This window comes from Acinetobacter courvalinii (genome assembly GCF_014635545.1).
Classification (GTDB): Bacteria; Pseudomonadota; Gammaproteobacteria; order Pseudomonadales; family Moraxellaceae; genus Acinetobacter; species Acinetobacter courvalinii.
Genome location: NZ_BMDA01000002.1, coordinates 333,969 through 350,623, shown reverse-complemented (window position 1 = coordinate 350,623; position 16,655 = coordinate 333,969). Strand labels below are relative to the sequence as shown.

Annotated in this window: 19 protein-coding genes; 7 read left to right on the top strand and 12 right to left on the bottom strand. The window is 44.8% G+C overall.

Annotated elements, in window-relative coordinates; translation table 11 throughout:
* The first annotated feature begins 93 nt into the window (after nucleotides 1–93).
* From IEV39_RS11230 to IEV39_RS11220, 3 genes are all read left to right on the top strand, one after another.
* The gene (locus IEV39_RS11230; RefSeq protein WP_005282806.1) at nucleotides 94–969 is read left to right on the top strand and encodes a DUF4349 domain-containing protein; all 876 of its coding nucleotides are present in this window, start codon (nucleotides 94–96) and stop codon (nucleotides 967–969) included.
* A 110-nt stretch (nucleotides 970–1,079) separates the two neighbouring features.
* On the top strand, nucleotides 1,080–1,667 hold the full coding sequence (locus tag IEV39_RS11225; protein ID WP_005282804.1) for an NAD(P)H-dependent oxidoreductase: 588 nt from the start codon (nucleotides 1,080–1,082) through the stop codon (nucleotides 1,665–1,667).
* Nucleotides 1,668–1,680: 13 nt separating this feature from the next.
* On the top strand, nucleotides 1,681–1,995 hold the full coding sequence (locus IEV39_RS11220) for a putative quinol monooxygenase (protein ID WP_005282803.1): 315 nt from the start codon (nucleotides 1,681–1,683) through the stop codon (nucleotides 1,993–1,995).
* Nucleotides 1,996–2,081: 86 nt separating this feature from the next.
* On the opposite strand, the gene IEV39_RS11215 is transcribed toward IEV39_RS11220, so the two are convergent.
* A complete protein-coding gene (locus IEV39_RS11215; protein ID WP_005282801.1) occupies nucleotides 2,082–2,846 on the bottom strand; it encodes a nucleotidyltransferase domain-containing protein in 765 nt (254 codons plus the stop codon).
* A gap of 134 nt (nucleotides 2,847–2,980) precedes the next feature.
* On the opposite strand from IEV39_RS11215, the gene IEV39_RS11210 reads away from it, so the two are divergent.
* On the top strand, nucleotides 2,981–3,772 hold the full coding sequence (locus IEV39_RS11210) for a hypothetical protein (RefSeq protein ID WP_005282799.1): 792 nt from the start codon (nucleotides 2,981–2,983) through the stop codon (nucleotides 3,770–3,772).
* A gap of 11 nt (nucleotides 3,773–3,783) precedes the next feature.
* Here the strand turns inward: IEV39_RS11210 and IEV39_RS11205 are convergent, their stop codons facing one another.
* Both IEV39_RS11205 and IEV39_RS11200 read right to left on the bottom strand, forming a co-directional pair.
* A complete protein-coding gene (locus tag IEV39_RS11205) occupies nucleotides 3,784–4,101 on the bottom strand; it encodes a hypothetical protein (RefSeq protein ID WP_005282797.1) in 318 nt (105 codons plus the stop codon).
* Nucleotides 4,102–4,176: 75 nt separating this feature from the next.
* Complete coding sequence (locus IEV39_RS11200; RefSeq protein WP_005282795.1) at nucleotides 4,177–5,586, bottom strand: D-2-hydroxyglutarate dehydrogenase; 1,410 nt, start codon at nucleotides 5,584–5,586, stop codon at nucleotides 4,177–4,179.
* Nucleotides 5,587–5,933: 347 nt separating this feature from the next.
* Between IEV39_RS11200 and serA the strand changes: the two genes are divergently transcribed.
* From serA to IEV39_RS11185, 3 genes are all read left to right on the top strand, one after another.
* Complete coding sequence (gene serA, locus IEV39_RS11195) at nucleotides 5,934–7,166, top strand: phosphoglycerate dehydrogenase (RefSeq protein WP_005227546.1); 1,233 nt, start codon at nucleotides 5,934–5,936, stop codon at nucleotides 7,164–7,166.
* Between the two features lie 103 nt (nucleotides 7,167–7,269).
* Nucleotides 7,270–8,151 (top strand): EamA family transporter, encoded by an 882-nt coding sequence (locus IEV39_RS11190; RefSeq protein ID WP_005282794.1) that lies wholly within the window; start codon nucleotides 7,270–7,272, stop codon nucleotides 8,149–8,151.
* Nucleotides 8,152–8,197: 46 nt separating this feature from the next.
* Nucleotides 8,198–9,058: an EamA family transporter gene (locus IEV39_RS11185; RefSeq protein WP_005282793.1), complete on the top strand. Its 861-nt coding sequence runs from the start codon at nucleotides 8,198–8,200 to the stop codon at nucleotides 9,056–9,058.
* Nucleotides 9,059–9,164: 106 nt separating this feature from the next.
* On the opposite strand, the gene madM is transcribed toward IEV39_RS11185, so the two are convergent.
* Genes madM through mdcA form a run of 9 tightly spaced genes read right to left on the bottom strand, consistent with a single transcriptional unit; the run spans nucleotide 9,165 to nucleotide 16,504 of the window.
* Nucleotides 9,165–9,926 carry a malonate transporter subunit MadM gene (gene madM / locus IEV39_RS11180; protein WP_005282792.1) on the bottom strand — a complete coding sequence of 254 codons (762 nt, stop codon included), beginning with the start codon at nucleotides 9,924–9,926 and terminating at the stop codon, nucleotides 9,165–9,167.
* A gap of 45 nt (nucleotides 9,927–9,971) precedes the next feature.
* Entirely contained in the window at nucleotides 9,972–10,373 is a 402-nt protein-coding gene (gene madL, locus IEV39_RS11175) for a malonate transporter subunit MadL (RefSeq protein WP_005227554.1), read from the bottom strand.
* A 41-nt stretch (nucleotides 10,374–10,414) separates the two neighbouring features.
* A complete protein-coding gene (mdcH, locus tag IEV39_RS11170) occupies nucleotides 10,415–11,359 on the bottom strand; it encodes a malonate decarboxylase subunit epsilon (RefSeq protein WP_005282790.1) in 945 nt (314 codons plus the stop codon).
* Between the two features lie 12 nt (nucleotides 11,360–11,371).
* Entirely contained in the window at nucleotides 11,372–11,980 is a 609-nt protein-coding gene (locus tag IEV39_RS11165) for a malonate decarboxylase holo-ACP synthase (protein ID WP_032883135.1), read from the bottom strand.
* A complete protein-coding gene (mdcE, locus tag IEV39_RS11160; RefSeq protein WP_005282775.1) occupies nucleotides 11,971–12,798 on the bottom strand; it encodes a biotin-independent malonate decarboxylase subunit gamma in 828 nt (275 codons plus the stop codon). Before mdcE ends, IEV39_RS11165 begins: the two co-directional genes overlap by 10 nt.
* The gene (locus tag IEV39_RS11155) at nucleotides 12,795–13,646 is read right to left on the bottom strand and encodes a biotin-independent malonate decarboxylase subunit beta (protein ID WP_005282774.1); all 852 of its coding nucleotides are present in this window, start codon (nucleotides 13,644–13,646) and stop codon (nucleotides 12,795–12,797) included. The genes mdcE and IEV39_RS11155 overlap by 4 nt, the downstream gene beginning before the upstream one ends.
* Nucleotides 13,639–13,938 carry a malonate decarboxylase subunit delta gene (locus tag IEV39_RS11150; RefSeq protein WP_005282772.1) on the bottom strand — a complete coding sequence of 100 codons (300 nt, stop codon included), beginning with the start codon at nucleotides 13,936–13,938 and terminating at the stop codon, nucleotides 13,639–13,641. The genes IEV39_RS11155 and IEV39_RS11150 overlap by 8 nt, the downstream gene beginning before the upstream one ends.
* Before the next feature lie 2 nt (nucleotides 13,939–13,940).
* Nucleotides 13,941–14,825, bottom strand: a complete 885-nt coding sequence (locus IEV39_RS11145; RefSeq protein WP_005282770.1) for a triphosphoribosyl-dephospho-CoA synthase — start codon at nucleotides 14,823–14,825, stop codon at nucleotides 13,941–13,943.
* A complete protein-coding gene (gene mdcA, locus IEV39_RS11140; protein ID WP_005282768.1) occupies nucleotides 14,825–16,504 on the bottom strand; it encodes a malonate decarboxylase subunit alpha in 1,680 nt (559 codons plus the stop codon). Before mdcA ends, IEV39_RS11145 begins: the two co-directional genes overlap by 1 nt.
* Nucleotides 16,505–16,655 lie beyond the last annotated feature (151 nt).

Here is a 16,655-nt window from a genome sequence, read left to right as displayed (position 1 = left end):
TTGTTGGATTCAACAATCTGCTTATAAATAAACAAATAAATCGAAGATACTGATTTTACGACCTTCATATCACAACAATTTAGGCATGCAGAGATGTCAGATTTTACTAAAAAATTAACTGTTATTTTAATACTGAGCAGTAGCCTGGTTGCCTGTTCAAAACATCCAGATCATGCGGCAAATGAGGCTGCTGTTGCAACTGAAACTGCCGCTGCAGACAGTCAAGCGATTCAGGACAATGCCGCGAAAAATCCGGAACAACTGGTGAGTCAGCAACAAAATGCCTTGGAGCAGAACCGTCAACTGGTTAAAAGTGCCCAACTCCATTTTGAAGTCAAAGACGTATTAAAAACCACATCGGCACTGGAACAGCAGTTATCGCAATACCAAGGCTATATCGAAGAGAAACAGATTAATTATCAAGTCAGTGACCGATCTGAACGGGATCGTATCGATGGCAGTGTCGATATTTATGAAAAAATCACCCCCACGGTACAACTCACGGTCCGTATCCCCAATCAACAGGTTACGCCTTTCCTGAATCAGTTATTACCCTTGATGTTGAACTTTAATAGCCAAAGCTATGAAGCCAAACGTTATGAATTAAAACTGCTTGAAGAAAAACTGAATACCGCCAACCAAAGTAACAGTGCATCAAATGTGGTCAACAACCAATTGCAGCAACTGACCAATCTGGAAGTCAAAGACCGTTTGGCCTATAGCACCATCCGACTAGAGTTTTTCCAGCAAGCGCAAGTGCGCAAGACCCGTGATCTCAATATCAATCGCATTGCAACCTTAGACAGCGATCCTTTACTCAGCCGAATCTGGGAAGCGATTAAAATCGGGCTTTATGGCTTAAGAGAGACGATCATCTGGCTCGTGATGTTATGGCCGTTGTATCTCGCGATTGCAATTTTATGGGGTATTCGCCGTTGCTATAAGGCAAAAAAGTCAAAAGCTGACTAGTTTAATTATTGACTTTTGATCAATAGTATTTTGCTCATTTATGCATTTTTACTCATGAATAGATTTTCTAAAATACGCTCAGTTTTTAGTATCTATTTTTGAGTAATCCCATGAGCAATATTTTAATTATTAACGGCGCGAAAAAGTTTGAACATTCCAATGGTGAATTGAATGACACCCTGACCGAGATGTCTCAAACACATCTAAGCAGCTTAGGTCATCAGGTACAGGTGACGCGTACCGACAGTGACTATGACATTCAGGCCGAAATTGCCAAATATTTATGGGCAGATGTGGTGATTTACCAAATGCCAGGCTGGTGGATGGGTGCACCGTGGACCATGAAAAAATATATTGATGATATCTTCACCATCGGGCATGGTTCACTCTATGCCAGCGACGGTCGCAGCCGTTCAGATGCCTCTAAAAAATATGGTTCAGGTGGTTTAATCCAGGGTAAAAAGTACATGTTGTCTTTAACCTGGAATGCACCGATGGAAGCCTTTACCGATCCTGACCAGTTCTTCCACGGTGTTGGTGTGGATGGTGTTTATCTCCCGTTCCACAAAGCCAATCAATTCCTGGGTATGGAATCGCTTCCAACATTTATTGTCAATGATGTGATCAAGGCACCGAATGTACCAAGCTATCTTGAAGCGTACAAAGCGCATTTAGATCAATTATTTGCAGCACATTAAGCGAGAACAGATCATGCTAATTATTATTGCCGAAATCCGTACCCATGCAGGCGCCGAGCATCGTCAAGCGGTATTAGATGCATTTAAAAAAGTGACGCCAACCGTACTGGCAGAAGATGGCTGTCATGGTTATGAAGCCTTGATTGATCACCTGCCTGCAATTGAGATGCAGACCACTGATGAGAATACCATTGTCATGTTAGAGAAATGGCAAAGTACTGCTCATCTAGAAGCTCACATGCAAACTGCCCATATGCAGCAACATTTTGAAGCAACCAAAGACCATGTGGCTAATGTGAATATTCGTATTCTGGAAAGCGGGATTTAACAGATAACATCATAAATCTGAGTCCGACAAAATATGGAATTATTGAATATTTAAGTCGAACTCAGCTGACGAATAAACGCTTTGTTTTACTGATAGTAATGCTGCTTTAAATGACGGCTATAATCCGTTAAATAAGCTTCCAAACTGGCACGACGATCAGCCTTGGGCATCGATTTTGCTGCCAATTGCTCTATCTTGCTTTCCAACAACTGAAGAATTGCAGCTTGCTCCGCTTGGGGTAGCTGTGCTTTTTCTTGTTGCTGCTTTTTAATTTCCAGATAATCTTCTGCCCAATGACGTAATGGATCATTTACATCCACTTGCGCAAACAGATCGGTAATCAATAATTCAGGCATCTGCTCTTGGGTTGCCAACTCTGCTGACATCAAACCACGAATCGAATAAAACACTTTTTTATAGGTAAAGTTATCCGCGGTTTGCATCACTTTCATTCCACCTTTTGCCAATGATAAATAGTGGTGATACAACGCGCTATAATCAATTCGCTCTAGCAAGCCATCTCGAAAAATTTGCCATTCTGGAAAGGCATTAAAATACACTATATGCGCTCTCACCCACTCTAAAACGGTTGGATTGCTTTTTGTCAGTAGCCCAAACATTTTATCGAGGTCATAAGAAACAAAGTCAAAATCCCCATCCATGATCTCAATCAGATCACGATATTTTTTATAATCAAAATATTGGTCTTTGCTGGGTAGATGAAAACCACGCACATCGTAGTCACTATCAGGACTGGCCATGCCCCATAAACGGCTGCCACTTTCGATATAAAACAGTGGGATATCTTGACGTTGTTGAAACAGTTTTTCGATTTCGTGATGGATATTCATTGCGATGACTACATTATTTAAAAATTTATACTTGTGAGAGACAATACTATTTTATCGTACTCATTAATTTGATTTTAAAAAAATTATCGTTTGATAAAATCAATCTCTATTCAATATAACAAATAGGATCATGCATGCAACTGACTTATGCGGGACAGGTTTTCTTGGTGGTGGTTGCGATCTTGTGTGTCTGGTCTTTTGTGCTGACAAAGTTTTGGCTAAAACGTTTAGCTAAAAATCGCAACAGCAGTAAGTTTGAATTTGCTTATTTATTTGTTGTGGTGTTTAGCATCAGCTCCCTATTTTTCCCTTTTACTTATTGGGTGTCGCAAGCTGTATATGGTTTAGCAACCAAACCGAGCTACGATGCAACTATCGTGAGCTATACCTCTGAATGGGTCGATACCGAACGTACAGATTCCAACGGGCGTAAATACAAAACCAAAACCTTAATGCATACGGCTCAGGTGCAATTCAAAGATGCTCAAAACAGAACATTAGTCGTGGACAATTCAATCCGTTCAGGTGATGTACCTGTAGTCGGAGATCATATTCAAGTCGTTTATGAGGCAGGTGATCAGTCTGCTCAAGAAAAGAGTTGGCGCACAGGTTTACTGTTTGCCGCTACCCTATTTATGCTGTTTATTATGGGCTATATCTTGGTCATGATTATTGCCTATGCTTTGAATCGGAATATGGAGCCTTACAAAGCCTTTGCTAACGCCTTAATTTTTAGAATTACCCTTCCACTCGGCACAATGGTGATGTTTGGGATGCTGTCTTATTCGGTTTTTGCTTATTTCTTTTTGGGCAACCCACAGAATATACCTGTCTGGGCTGTTGCGATTTGTGGCTTCTTTGCACTCTGTCTTTTACCGCTGATTTATCATATTTTGACAGGTTGGAAAGCGTATAGAAGAAAATAGGTATTCCCTCTTTATTCTCCGATTTCTGTTAGATAAGCGATTCCTACACTTTTACCTTGAAAATCCAATATTGAATAATTTTTCATCAAAGAAATTTGATCTAAAAATTGTCCAAATACAATTTCACAGACCAAGAACTCATCCAAAATTTTCTTTTCGTCATCTTTCAGATATAAGCGTATCATATGAGTTGAATCTTCTATTTTCATAAACAAGATCATACTGATATATAAATCATTATTCTTGTTATGAAAATCAACGTAGTCAGCAGCCATGTCTTTGCGATGTAAGCAAATATATCCCTGACAAATCATTTGTTTTTCTATCATTTATTCTTTCCTAATAATAAAAAAAGCGCATCTTTCGATACGCTTTTAGCAGAGCTTGTTTTATTTAATCAAGCATTAAAGATCAAATAATTTGCCCGGGTTCATAATCCCGTTCGGGTCAAACGCCAACTTCAATGCCTTCATATATTCAATTTCTTCAGGCGAACGTGAATATTCCAAATATGGCTTTTTGGTCATACCGACACCATGCTCAGCAGAGATCGAACCATCATATTTTTTCACGGTATCAAACACATATTTATTCACCACCTGACACTTGGCAAAGAACTCATCTTTGGTCAGGTTTTCAGGTTTTAGAATATTTAAGTGCAAGTTACCGTCACCAATATGACCAAACCAGCAGATTTCAAAGTCAGGATAGTTATCTTGAACAATTGCATCAATCTCACGAATAAATGCAGGTACGTGGGTAATTAATACTGAAATGTCATTTTTGTATGGAATAAACGGCGCGATTGATTCCGAAATATCTTCGCGTAAACGCCATAAGCTTTCGACCTGATCAAGGCTCTGGCTCATCACGCCATCCAGCACCCAACCCTGCTCCATACAATGCTCAAAGATTTCCATGGCCTTGTCGACAATTGGCTCATACGGCGCTTCAAACTCAAGCAATACGTAGAATGGGCATTGTGTTTCAAATGGACGTTGTACATGTCCACGATCGAGCACCTTTTGCATCGCAAGTTCACCAAAGAACTCAAATGCGGTTAAGTCAATATCTTTCTGGAATGCATGGAGTACCGGCATCACGGCATCAAAATCAGGTACACCGAGCACCAATACTTGTAAGTTCTGTGGCTGACGCTCAAGCTTGATTTCAGCTTCAGTCACTAGACCCAATGTGCCTTCGCCACCAATAAATAAATGCTGAAGCGAATAACCCGTCGCATTCTTGATCATGCCTTTATTTAAACGCAGGACATCACCTTTACCTGTTACCACGGTCAAGCCAAGCACCCAGTTACGAGTCATGCCGTATTTAATGACTTTAATACCGCCTGCATTGGTGCCGATATTACCGCCAATCTGGCTTGAACCCGCTGAAGCAAAGTCCACTGGATAGTACATGCCTTGTTCTTCGGCATAATTCTGTAATTGCTCGGTCACGACGCCTGCTTGTACGCGTACCATACGATCCGCTGGGTAGAACTCAAGAATCTGGTTCATCTTGTCAAAGCTAATCACGATCTCGCCATTGCTTGCGACCGCGCCCGCAGAAAGGCCGGTACGACCGCCCGATGGGGTAATTGCGACATTAAACTGGTTGGCAAGTTTGACAATGGCCTGCACTTGTTCAGTGCTTGAAGGGAAAACGATGACTGATGGGTTCGGATCAAAATGTTTAGTATGATCACGTCCCCAATTTTCCAAACTGTCGGCATCGGTTTTAATACGGTTTTCACCCACAATTGCCGTTAATTGGGTCAATAACTCAGGTGTTAAAGCGACTGAAGCATTCATCGTTTACAGGCCTAGCAAGAACTAAAGATAGAGCGTCTGGATAACAATACAATATTTTTCAATATTTTAAATTGTAATATCCAACATATGGAAACTCGGCAGAACAGCACAAACCTGAGGGTTTCAGGTTTGACTATCAGATACCTGCATTTTACATAGAAGCAGGCATGGGATAAAGCGCAGGATAAAGATACTGTAATAACAAAATGTGTTTAACCCATAAAATTCAGCTGCAACTGAAAAATTATCAGCAATTCTGCTGTGCTAATTTTAAACCAAATATTTATATCTCAAAGCTGTATGCTATAGTACTGCAACTAAATTTTGGCCTTTGTAGCGGAGCCGTAATGAGCCAACATCTATCACTACCTAAAGACAAAATCCGTTTCCTTCTGTTAGAAGGTGTGCATCAAAATGCCATCGATACCTTAAACGCAGCGGGTTATACCAACATCGACTACCACAAAACTGCGCTTGAAGGCGAAGCTTTGAAAGAAGCGGTTAAAGACGCTCACTTCATTGGTATCCGTTCCCGTACTCAATTGACTGAAGAAATCTTTGCAGCTGCGAACAAACTGATCGCGGTTGGCTGTTTCTGTATTGGTACCAACCAAGTCGATTTAAAAGCGGCAATGTCTCGTGGTATCCCTGTTTTCAACGCACCGTATTCAAATACACGATCGGTTGCAGAACTGGTTCTTGCTGAAACCATTTTGTTACTTCGTCGTGTACCTGAAAAATCGAAAGATACACATGCGGGTGGCTGGAATAAATCTGCGGTGGGTTCGTTTGAAACTCGTGGTAAGACTTTAGGTATCGTCGGTTACGGCTCGATCGGTTCACAACTTTCTGTTTTGGCAGAAAGCTTGGGTATGAAAGTGATCTACTTTGATGCTGTGACTAAATTGCCATTAGGTAATGCACGTCAAGTTGGCTCTTTAGATGAACTTTTAGAAACTGCGGATGTGGTAACTTTACACGTTCCAGATGTTCCATCTACGCGTAACTTCTTCAAGAAAGAACAGTTCGCGAAAATGAAAAAAGGCTCAATCTTCTTGAACGCTGCACGGGGTACCTGTGTGGTGATTGAAGACTTGGCGGATGCGATCAAAGCGGGCCACATTGCAGGCGCAGCGGTTGACGTATTCCCGAAAGAACCAAAAGCCAATGGTGAAGAATTCCAGTCTCCACTTCGTGGCTTAGACAACGTAATCTTAACCCCGCACGTGGGTGGTTCGACCATGGAAGCGCAAGCCAACATCGGTCTGGAAGTTGCTGAAAAATTCGTTGCTTATTCAGATAAAGGTATGACGCTTTCTGCGGTGAACTTCCCAGAAATCGCCTTGCCACTTTCTGATGGTCAGCACCGTTTACTGCACATCCACAAAAACATGCCAGGTGTGTTATCGAAGATCAACACCCTATTCGCTGAACAAGGCATCAACATCTCTGGTCAGTCGTTAATGACCAAAGGTGATATCGGTTACCTGGTGATGGATGTTGACGCATCTGCCTCTCAAGAAGCGCTAGATACCTTGAACCATGTTGAAGGCACCATCCGCGTTCGCGTATTGTTCTAATTTATAATTAGAAATATGCTGAAAAAGCCACAGCTGATGCTGTGGCTTTTTTATGGGCATTTGAATTATTATGTGAATATTATACCGAATGTAAAAAAATAAGATGTCTAGCCCTGTACTGAAAACACCTCTGCATGCTTTATTGCTGTTGTTGATTGCCATGTTATGTGTACAAGGCAGTGGTTCTTTAGCCAAAATCCTGTTTCAAAGCTTTCCTGTATTGACTGTCTCTGCCATGCGCCTATTTTTTGGTGCGATGATTCTGGCTGTGATTTTTAAAATCTGGACCATTAATTTTAAAGTGGTCCGCTGGAAAGCCATTCTGACTTATGGTGTCGCACTGGCAGGCATGAATGCCCTGTTCTATTTATCACTTGAACGTTTACCTCTGGGTTTGGCGGTCGCGTTTGAGTTTATCGGTCCCTTAAGTGTTGCTTTATATCATGCCCGGCAAAAATACGACTTTATCTGGGTCGGTTGTGCCATTCTCGGTCTGGTTTTGCTGTTCCCTTTGCAACAGGCCCAGCAAGGTCTCGACCTGATCGGGGTATTGTTTGCGGTCAGTGCAGGTGCCTGTTGGGCACTGTATATTATTGCCGGACAAAAGCCTTCCGGCATCTCAGGCAATCATACTGTTTGCCTAGGTATGTCGATTGGCATGCTGTGTCTACTGCCTTTCGCGCTCTTCTCAGGCGCAGTCGATCGGGTGCTTGAACTGCCGAATTTATATTATTTTATTGGCCTTGCAATTTTAGCCAGCGCCCTGCCTTTTACCTTGGAAATGATTGCCCTACGGAGTTTAACCCCGCTGAGCTTTGGTACCTTAATGAGTCTGGAACCTGCGGTGGCCGCGCTTTCAGGCTTTATCTTCCTCGGTGAAGTATTACTCTGGAATCAATGGCTTGCTTTGGGTACGATTATCATTGCTTCGATTGGCTGTACCTTTACCACGCAACATGCTCGACAACAAAAAGAGGTGAAATAAAAATGTTGCCCGCTTATCCTCTTTTCTATTGTTTTTTAGGCCAGTCATGAAAAATATCCAGTTGGTTGCTGTGCTGTATATGGTCCTTTCCATGGTGGCGTATCAGATCAGTGCCTCATTCGCCAAGCAATTGATTGCCACACTTGACCCGCTCACTGTGACGATTTTAAGACTATGTTTTGCCACCATTCTGGTTGCAGTGATGTTTCGTTCCTGGAAGATCATTGCCAAATTAAAGGAACTCAAATGGCGAGATTTACTCTGTTATAGCGCTGCCTTGTGCTGTATGAATATTCTGTTTTACACCTCTTTGGGCAAACTGCCTCAAGGGATTGCGGTGGGTTTAGAGTTTATTGGCCCACTCGGTTTAGCCCTACTCTCGATTAAACAGCGCAGTGACTATATTTGGGTGGCATTTGCGATTTTAGGTATTGCTTTAATGGTGCCGTGGCACGATGCCAATGCCCAAAATTTTTCCTATATCGGTGCAGCGTGTGCTCTGAGTGCCGGTTTGTTCTGGGCGCTATATATTTATTTTGGGCATCGTGTCGTCCAGCAAAACATCGGCATGCATGCCCTGACCATTGCCATCGGTTTATCTGCACTGACCCTGCTGCCTTTTGGGCTCTGGAATAATGCGCCTGCGCTGATGGATACCCAATATTGGGGCAAAGCACTGGTGATTGCACTGCTGGCCACAGCAATTCCTTATGCACTGGATTTGATGGCACTGAAACGGCTGACCAAGCTCAGTTATGGGACCCTTTCCAGCCTTGCACCTGCATTAGCAGCCTTAGCGGGTCTAGTCCTGCTGCATGAACGAATCAGCCTGATTCAGTGGGTGGCATTGGCCTGTATTATGGTGGCTTCGATTGGGGTTACCTTACGTGGCAGTCAGACAAGCTAGAACCGCATTATAGAATTTTAGCTTTCGACTCCCCTGTTTTGAGATCGGCTTAAAATGGGCAACTTATTCCACTGTAAATAAGCTGCCTGTACTGACTCTGGATACATTATCCAAAAATGGCATTGACCGTCAGGAAAAATACAGAGGGGCCCAGTAAACAACCCAAGCCAGTATAAAAAGTTGCGACCAGCGCGCCGTAAGGCACCAGACGAACATCGGTACCGGCCAATCCTGCCGCCGTACCGCTGGTTGTACCAGCCAGCCCACCAAAGACCATAGCAGAACGTGGACTCTTCAGGTACATAAACTTCGCCATTAAAGGTGTTCCCACCATAAAAAATACTGCTTTAATCAAACCAATCGCAATTGATAAAGCAATCACATCAGAACTTGCACCAATCGCGGTTCCTGTAATCGGCCCTACAATATAAGTCATTGCACCGGCTCCAATAGTCGTCATAGATACAGGATCTTTATATCCCATAATCCAGGCTACCATCGCACCAATCACAAAAGGCACAATACAACCCAGTATCAGTGCAATGAGACCAATTCTACCGGCCTTTTTGACTTCTTTTACATCAACTTCAAATGCAGTCGAGGCAATGGCCAGATCACGGATCATGGCACCGCCCAATAATGCAAAACCAGAGAAGACGGCAATATCGGAAATACCTTTGGTTCCTTGCGTATAAACGCCGGCAAAATATGCCACCACCAGCCCTAAAGTAATGGCAATTGCAGAGCTTTGCAGCTTTCCTTTGGTCAAATATTTGGAAAGCAGATGCGATACAAATATCATCAAACCTGTGACTGCAAGCGCTGTCACTAACGCATTTTTTGTTAATACAGCAATGATAGCATCCATGATAAACATCCTTTTTTTATTGCTTTGTCAGTTAATTATGATTTTTCAGGCAATTTTTTCCTTTGCCTCAATCGTCCATTCATAGGTCTCATAATCGCCACTAAGTTTATTCAGATAACGGATCACCAGCACTGTACCGATCAGTGATGCGACCGAGACAATCAATCCCAGCATCCCGCCTGAAAGTGCAGCCACGACGTTCTGCCCAGCTGACATTGCCACCACAATCGGAATATACATACCTGACCAGTACAAGATCCCGAACTGTGTCACTTGGGGTAAATAACCTTTTTTTGCCAATAACTCTTTAGAGAGAATCAACAAAATCATTGAAATTGCGACGCCACCGACATTGGCTTTGACACCGATCAACATGCCGAGGGTATTACCCAGATAATCACCGAGTAAGTGACAAATCGCCAAAATTGCTGTTCCATATATAATCATTGTAAATCCCTCATATCCTTGGATTACTTGGTTTTTTTAAATCATATTCCCATAGAAATATGATTTTCCTGTTGTTTTTGCATGGCCATCCGAATGCTATCTATGCGCGTTCCCTGAAATGACAATACGGTTCCATCTTTAAATATCCGGCGTGCAAGTGTGGTAAGTACCGTGCCGGGTAAAGCTTCGACCTGTAACCTGACACCTCGTTCCCATGCAGCCTGAAGCGTACTTTCCCAATCCACAGTACGGCTCATATTAAAAGCCAGATCATCCGCAATCTGTTCTGGCTTGCGCAAGATACGTGCCGTGGTACCACTTAAATAACCAATTTCAGGTTGCTTTAGAGTGACTCCCTCCATCGATGTCGCAAGTTGCAGTGCTTGCTGACTTAATAATTCACAGTGCGATGGCACCGCTACATCCAGTTTCTTTGCCACAACACCCTGCTGTTTCGCCAATCCAGCAACTTGATTCATAGCTTCAAAACGTCCTGAAATAACAATCTGGTTATGCGCATTGATGTTGGCGACATATACCTGTGGCGTTGTTGCCTCAACCTGTTTTATCCATGCCTCAACTGTTGAACGATCTGTACCAAGCAACGCTGTCATGCCATAGCCTGCCGGATAAGCGTTTTGCATGAGTTCACCGCGATAAGCGACCAGACGGACGGCATCTTCGTACGCTAAAACGCCTGCAACCACTGCAGCCGACCAAGCACCAATCGATAGACCCGCAACATAATCCGGTTTTAAGTTTTCAGCACTGAGTAGCGCTGAACTGATTACGCCAGAAATGAGGAGGCACAACTGTACCGCTCGTGTCGATTGCAATGCCGCTGCACTGTCCAGCAGCAACACATTTTCTTTGAGTGCATCCGAGGCACGCTCAAGGTGTTCTTTCACCAGCGTGCTTTGCGGCAGATCATGCAGCATATTGCTTCTTTGCACACCTTGCCCTGGATAAACCCAAATTGAAGCCATGATACCTATTCCCTAATGCCATGGATTTCCGACTAAAACAGCGCCATCGGGCCGTTTTAATAGTACTTTCCCGCTATTCCGTGCCCATTCTTTTAAAGCCAATCCGCCTTGGGGGAGCTGTAACTGAATATCCACATTCAACCCCACTTGTTGAAAATTTTCGAGTAGCTCAATCGCCAGCTGTTTGGCAAAAGGCTGTTCCGTGCGAAGCAGCAAATCGATGTCACTTTGCGCAGTGACGGTTGCAATCCCCGTTGCCAGCTCAAAGCCAAAACTTCCTGTATATCCCCAACATCCTGAAAAGTTTTTCATAATGCTGGAAATGCTCTGTAAGCGTTCTGCCAGATGCTTAAACTGATGTATTGCTACCTGAGTTAATGCTTCTGGCTTGAGTTGTCTGGTGATCGTTGATCGAGACATCACAGCGGCGTATCGTTGATGACGAAACTGACCTCTGATCCCCACCGCAACCTGATCTGCAGCGGTTATGGCCCGGCGAACCACCACCGGATCGCCACGCTGTAATACCGCCTTCACCCACAGCGGTGCATCTTCAGCCAAAGTATCGGCTGACATGCCCCACAATAAATCATGGGCTTCAAGCTGAGCAGTCATGACCATTGCTCACGCAATAATTCACGCACCCGCTTAGACATTTGACGATTTTGGCCGTGAAGTCGATGTTCCAGTCCTCTCGATTGCTCGGCATTAATGGCTTGAAATGCTCGCGCAATTACCTGCTTCGCTAACAAAAGATCATCGTTTGTCGGTTGTTCAGGGTTCTCAACAGATAAAAGTTCAGATAACAAACCCAGTGTTGCATAACTTTCAATGTCATAAGCCATTGGCGGAATGCTTGATGCCAATTGTTCAAGCTCATCCACCGATCTTAAGGTGACACGAGCGGCGGATTCTTTCCCCATGGCATGCACCATAACACCTGAGTCTTTTAAGGCAATCATACGATTGGCTTGATAACCGTGCGCTAAAAAAGCCCCTGACATTGATTTGCCTACCAGTAAACTCACAATAGGATGTCCTGCCAGTCTGGCTCTGGCATAGCTATCTACTGCACCTGCTAATGCTTGATGGATACCCAGCAATTCTTCACGGCGCCCATAAGCCTGACTCGGCACATCTACCACACATAAAATGCCGCGTTTCGTTTCAGTATTTGCATCAGCTTGAATCACTTCATCAACTGCCTTTGCCAAGCTCCAGCCTTCTACCAGCCCAACTTCACCCTGCCGTGCTCGTGGGAACGGATTATTGCTGTCCTGAACCACTGCAATAACACGTACCGCCTGTTGATCAAGCTGTCCGTCCGCCACCCAGACTGAAGCCGGGAAACCTTGAGCCACCTGAAAGCCCTGCGTGACTGCCTTAAACCAGTGTGCGCCTCGAGTAGAGGCTGTTAATGTCTCAACTGCGCTATTCATGCCGATTCTCCCTGATACAAAGCCTGAACCTGTGCTGGCGTGATCTGCTCCGCAGTATCGACTTGTTGTAGCTGAGCTAAATAAAACGGGTAATTTGAACTTCGATGTTGAAGAGGCAAACCTTGCTGCAAATAATCAATCACTTGTTGCCGGATTTTATTGCGGTCATCATCCACATATGCATCGGCCAGACCACTGGCAAAGCGCTGGCTGCCACCGGTAATACTCCAGATAAACGGACGATCTTTGGCGTTATATTCCTGTATGCCCGCTTCTTGCTCAATCACTTGCGGGCCATTGAGTCCCAAACGCCCCTCTTGTGTCATCACGATATAACTGCATAATCCGGCAGCAATCGACATCCCGCCAAAGCAGCCAACGCTCCCCGCGACCACTGCAATCACGGGCTGATACTGACGTAAATTCACGATAGCAGCCTGAATCTCGGCTATTGCAGCCAAACCCAGATTGGCTTCTTGCAAGCGAACACCACCCGTTTCTAACAGTAATACTGCAGCAGTGGGAATGCCTTTGAGGTTGTCTTCTACCGCCAGCTCCAAGGCACCCGCAATTTTGGCGCCACCGACTTCACCCAGGCTCCCGCCTTGGAATAAGCCTTCAATCGAAATTAAAACCACAGGGCGTTGTTGAATAGTGCCCTTGGCAATCACCACCCCGTCATCCGCTTGCGGCACAATATTCTGCTGAATAAGCCAAGGAGACATCACCCGTGCAAATGGATCAAGCAATTCTCGAAAAGAGCCATCATCCAGCAAAGCTTTGGCACGTGCTCTTGCACTCAGCTCAATAAAATCCTGTTTATTGAGCAAATCCTGAATGTCAGTCATGTTCAATCTCCTCGAATGCCTGTTCCAGACGTAAGCGAACCACTCCTGGGGTAGCACCAAAATCATGGATCTCAATATTGACGGCAGGGGGAATCTGCGCCGTAAAAATTCGTTCAAATAAATTCTTCCAGCGGGTCGCACTGCCATCCACCGAAGTGACCACCTGAATAGCGGTTTTTCCGGGCTCTCCAGGTTGCATCAAAATTTCCAGGTCACCCGACCCAACACAACCAACCAAGGCTTGTTTTACAGGGGGTTCTGTGGCTATAAACTCAAAATGAAGTGTTTCCATACTCAAACTCCCGCTTTATTCCTGAAAGAGGATTGCTCAACACGATCGATAAATAATGTCGCGGCCAATAAATCTGCAGCACCGCCAGCGGAGGCTCTCATGCGCAGCAAGTCAATCTCTAAAAAATGTAATGCACGTCGACCTTCCAGACTTGAACTGCCGCCCAGATCCAGTACCTGCTGTGCCCCTTGTTGCATCCGTTTTAAACCCTTGGCGCCTGAACGATAAAGCACGCAGGTATCGCTCAGATCCGTCATCATGGCCAGCAAGGCATCCAAACGCGCAAAGTCTTCTTTCATCGGTTTCTGGCGACTTTGCTTCAGTTGCTTTAGACCTAAATTCACAATGCTCGGAAAGCCTTGTTGTGCCTGTAGCTTTGCACCTGAAATACCTAGTTTTTGCTGTACCTGCTGCCCATGGCTTAAACCCTGCTCGGGAATAAAGCGATCTTCAAGCCGGGCTATCTGCCCTGCCAGCTGACATAATTCAACCGCAGATAAATATTGCTGCTTCGCGCGTGCCAAGGCTGCTGCAGTGACCATTAGGCCCAAGGCCCAGATGGCCCCGCGATGTGTATTGACGCCCTCTGTCGCCAACATCATGGCCTTTTCACCTTGCCGACCAATTTCACCAATCTCTTCACGTAAGGCCAGACATAGGTCAGCATGATGCATGGCTGCTTGAGCCATTGCCTCGAACATGGGCTGTAAACTTTTTGCCGAACGCTCCATTAATGCCAAGGTCAGATCAGCATGCGCCCCACTGCCACGGCGATCAACCAGTGCCGGTTTTGGTGTCAGATTGACTTCATCAATCAGAGCCTCTACCGCCATCTCTGCCAGAAGCTGACTATCGCTGAGGGTTTGATATTGAACTTGTGCCATCATTACCAACTCCTGAATTTTGCAGGGGGTTGATATAAGCCATCTGACCACGTCACCAGGTCGGCAATATTTTTTGCCGCTAACAGCTCACGTGTGGCATCGGTACGGCGAATACCTAAATCCTCAGGGAATACCACTAACCCTTCACGTCTTAATCGCGCCGTGGTTTTCGGATCTTGGCTTAAGCCAATACTGGTCACACCTGCCACCGCAGCAATCATGGCTTGACGCTCTTCCTGGCTACTGGCTTTATACAGATAAGCAATGCCCTCTTCGGTCAGTAGATGAGTGACATCATCGCCATAAATCATGATCGGTGCTAAAGCTAGGCCCGCTGTTTTAGCCACATCAATCGCATCAAGGCGATCTACAAAAGTCGGCTTACCGCCCTCTTGGAAGGTTTCCACCATTTGAACAACTAACTTTTTACCACGTGCCAAATAGGTTTCTGTTTCATTGGCACCTTGCAAACGCATATCCAGCCACGCTGGCGTATCGTGGCGCCGACCGCGTGGATCATGCCCCATGTTTGGTGCACCACCGAAACCTGCCAAACGCCCCTTGGTCACAGTCGAAGAGTGACCCATGCCATCAACCTGCAATGTCGCCCCAATAAACAGATCAACCGCGTATTGACCTGCGAGCTGACACATCATGCGGTTGGAACGTAACGCACCATCACGGCCGGTAAAGAAAACGTCAGGGCGAGCAGCAACATAATTTTCCATACCCAGCTCGGTACCGAAGCAATGCACGCTTTCAACCCAGCCTGTTTCGATGGCTGGAATCAGGGTTGGGTGTGGATTCAGTGTCCAGTTCCGACAGATTTTCCCTTTTAATCCTAAAGACTCACCGTAGGTGGGTAAAATCAGTTCAATCGCCGCGGTATTAAAACCAATGCCATGATTTAACGATTGCACATTATGCTTTTCATAAATACCGCGAATCGCCATCATCGCCATGAGCACATGCACAGGCTTGATATGTTTTGGGTCCCGGGTAAATAGCGGTTCGATATAAAAAGGCTGGTCTGCCACCACCACATAATCCACCCAGGAGGCAGGAATATCGACACGTGGCAGCTCTGAAACATCGTCGACCAGTTCATTGACCTGAACAATGACAATGCCGTCGCTAAATGCTGCAGGTTCAATCAACGCAGGAGAATCTTCAGTACTTGGACCGGTATAGATATTGCCTTGACGATCTGCCATAAAGCCTGCAGAGAGCACCACGTTGGGAATCAGATCGACCACAAGACGTGAATACAGTTCAATATAAGTGTGAATTGCACCCACTTCTAACAGGCCATCTTCAATCAGCTGACTGATTCTTAAACTCTGCGGGCCCGCAAAAGAAAAATCCAGCTTAAGCGCAATGCCTTTTTCAAACAGATCAAGATGTTCTGAACGGCCTACACTCGGCATGATCATATGCAGATCATGCAATACATCCGGATTGGTTTGCGCTAAAGAACGTGATAAAAAATCGGCCTGTTTCTGGTTATTGCCTTCGAGTACCACTTTATCACCGGGTGTGATCAGTGTTTCTAGGACTTTAATAATGTCTGAGGTGGGAATGACGACACCATCGGTGTACGACTTGACCATATCCAGCTTGAGTTGTTTGGCCTGACGTCGCTTGTTCCATAGCCCTTGTTTATTCTGAACTGAACCTTCCATGTATGCTTACCTATAGATCACAGTTTTATTCTGAATCTATAAAAGCGCTTTATGAAATTTTGATCAATCAACCTACTGTGCTAGTTATTAACCTCAGGTTAATGATTGCTGAGCAAGGAGGATAATCCTAGGGTGGATAGTCTCGATGATG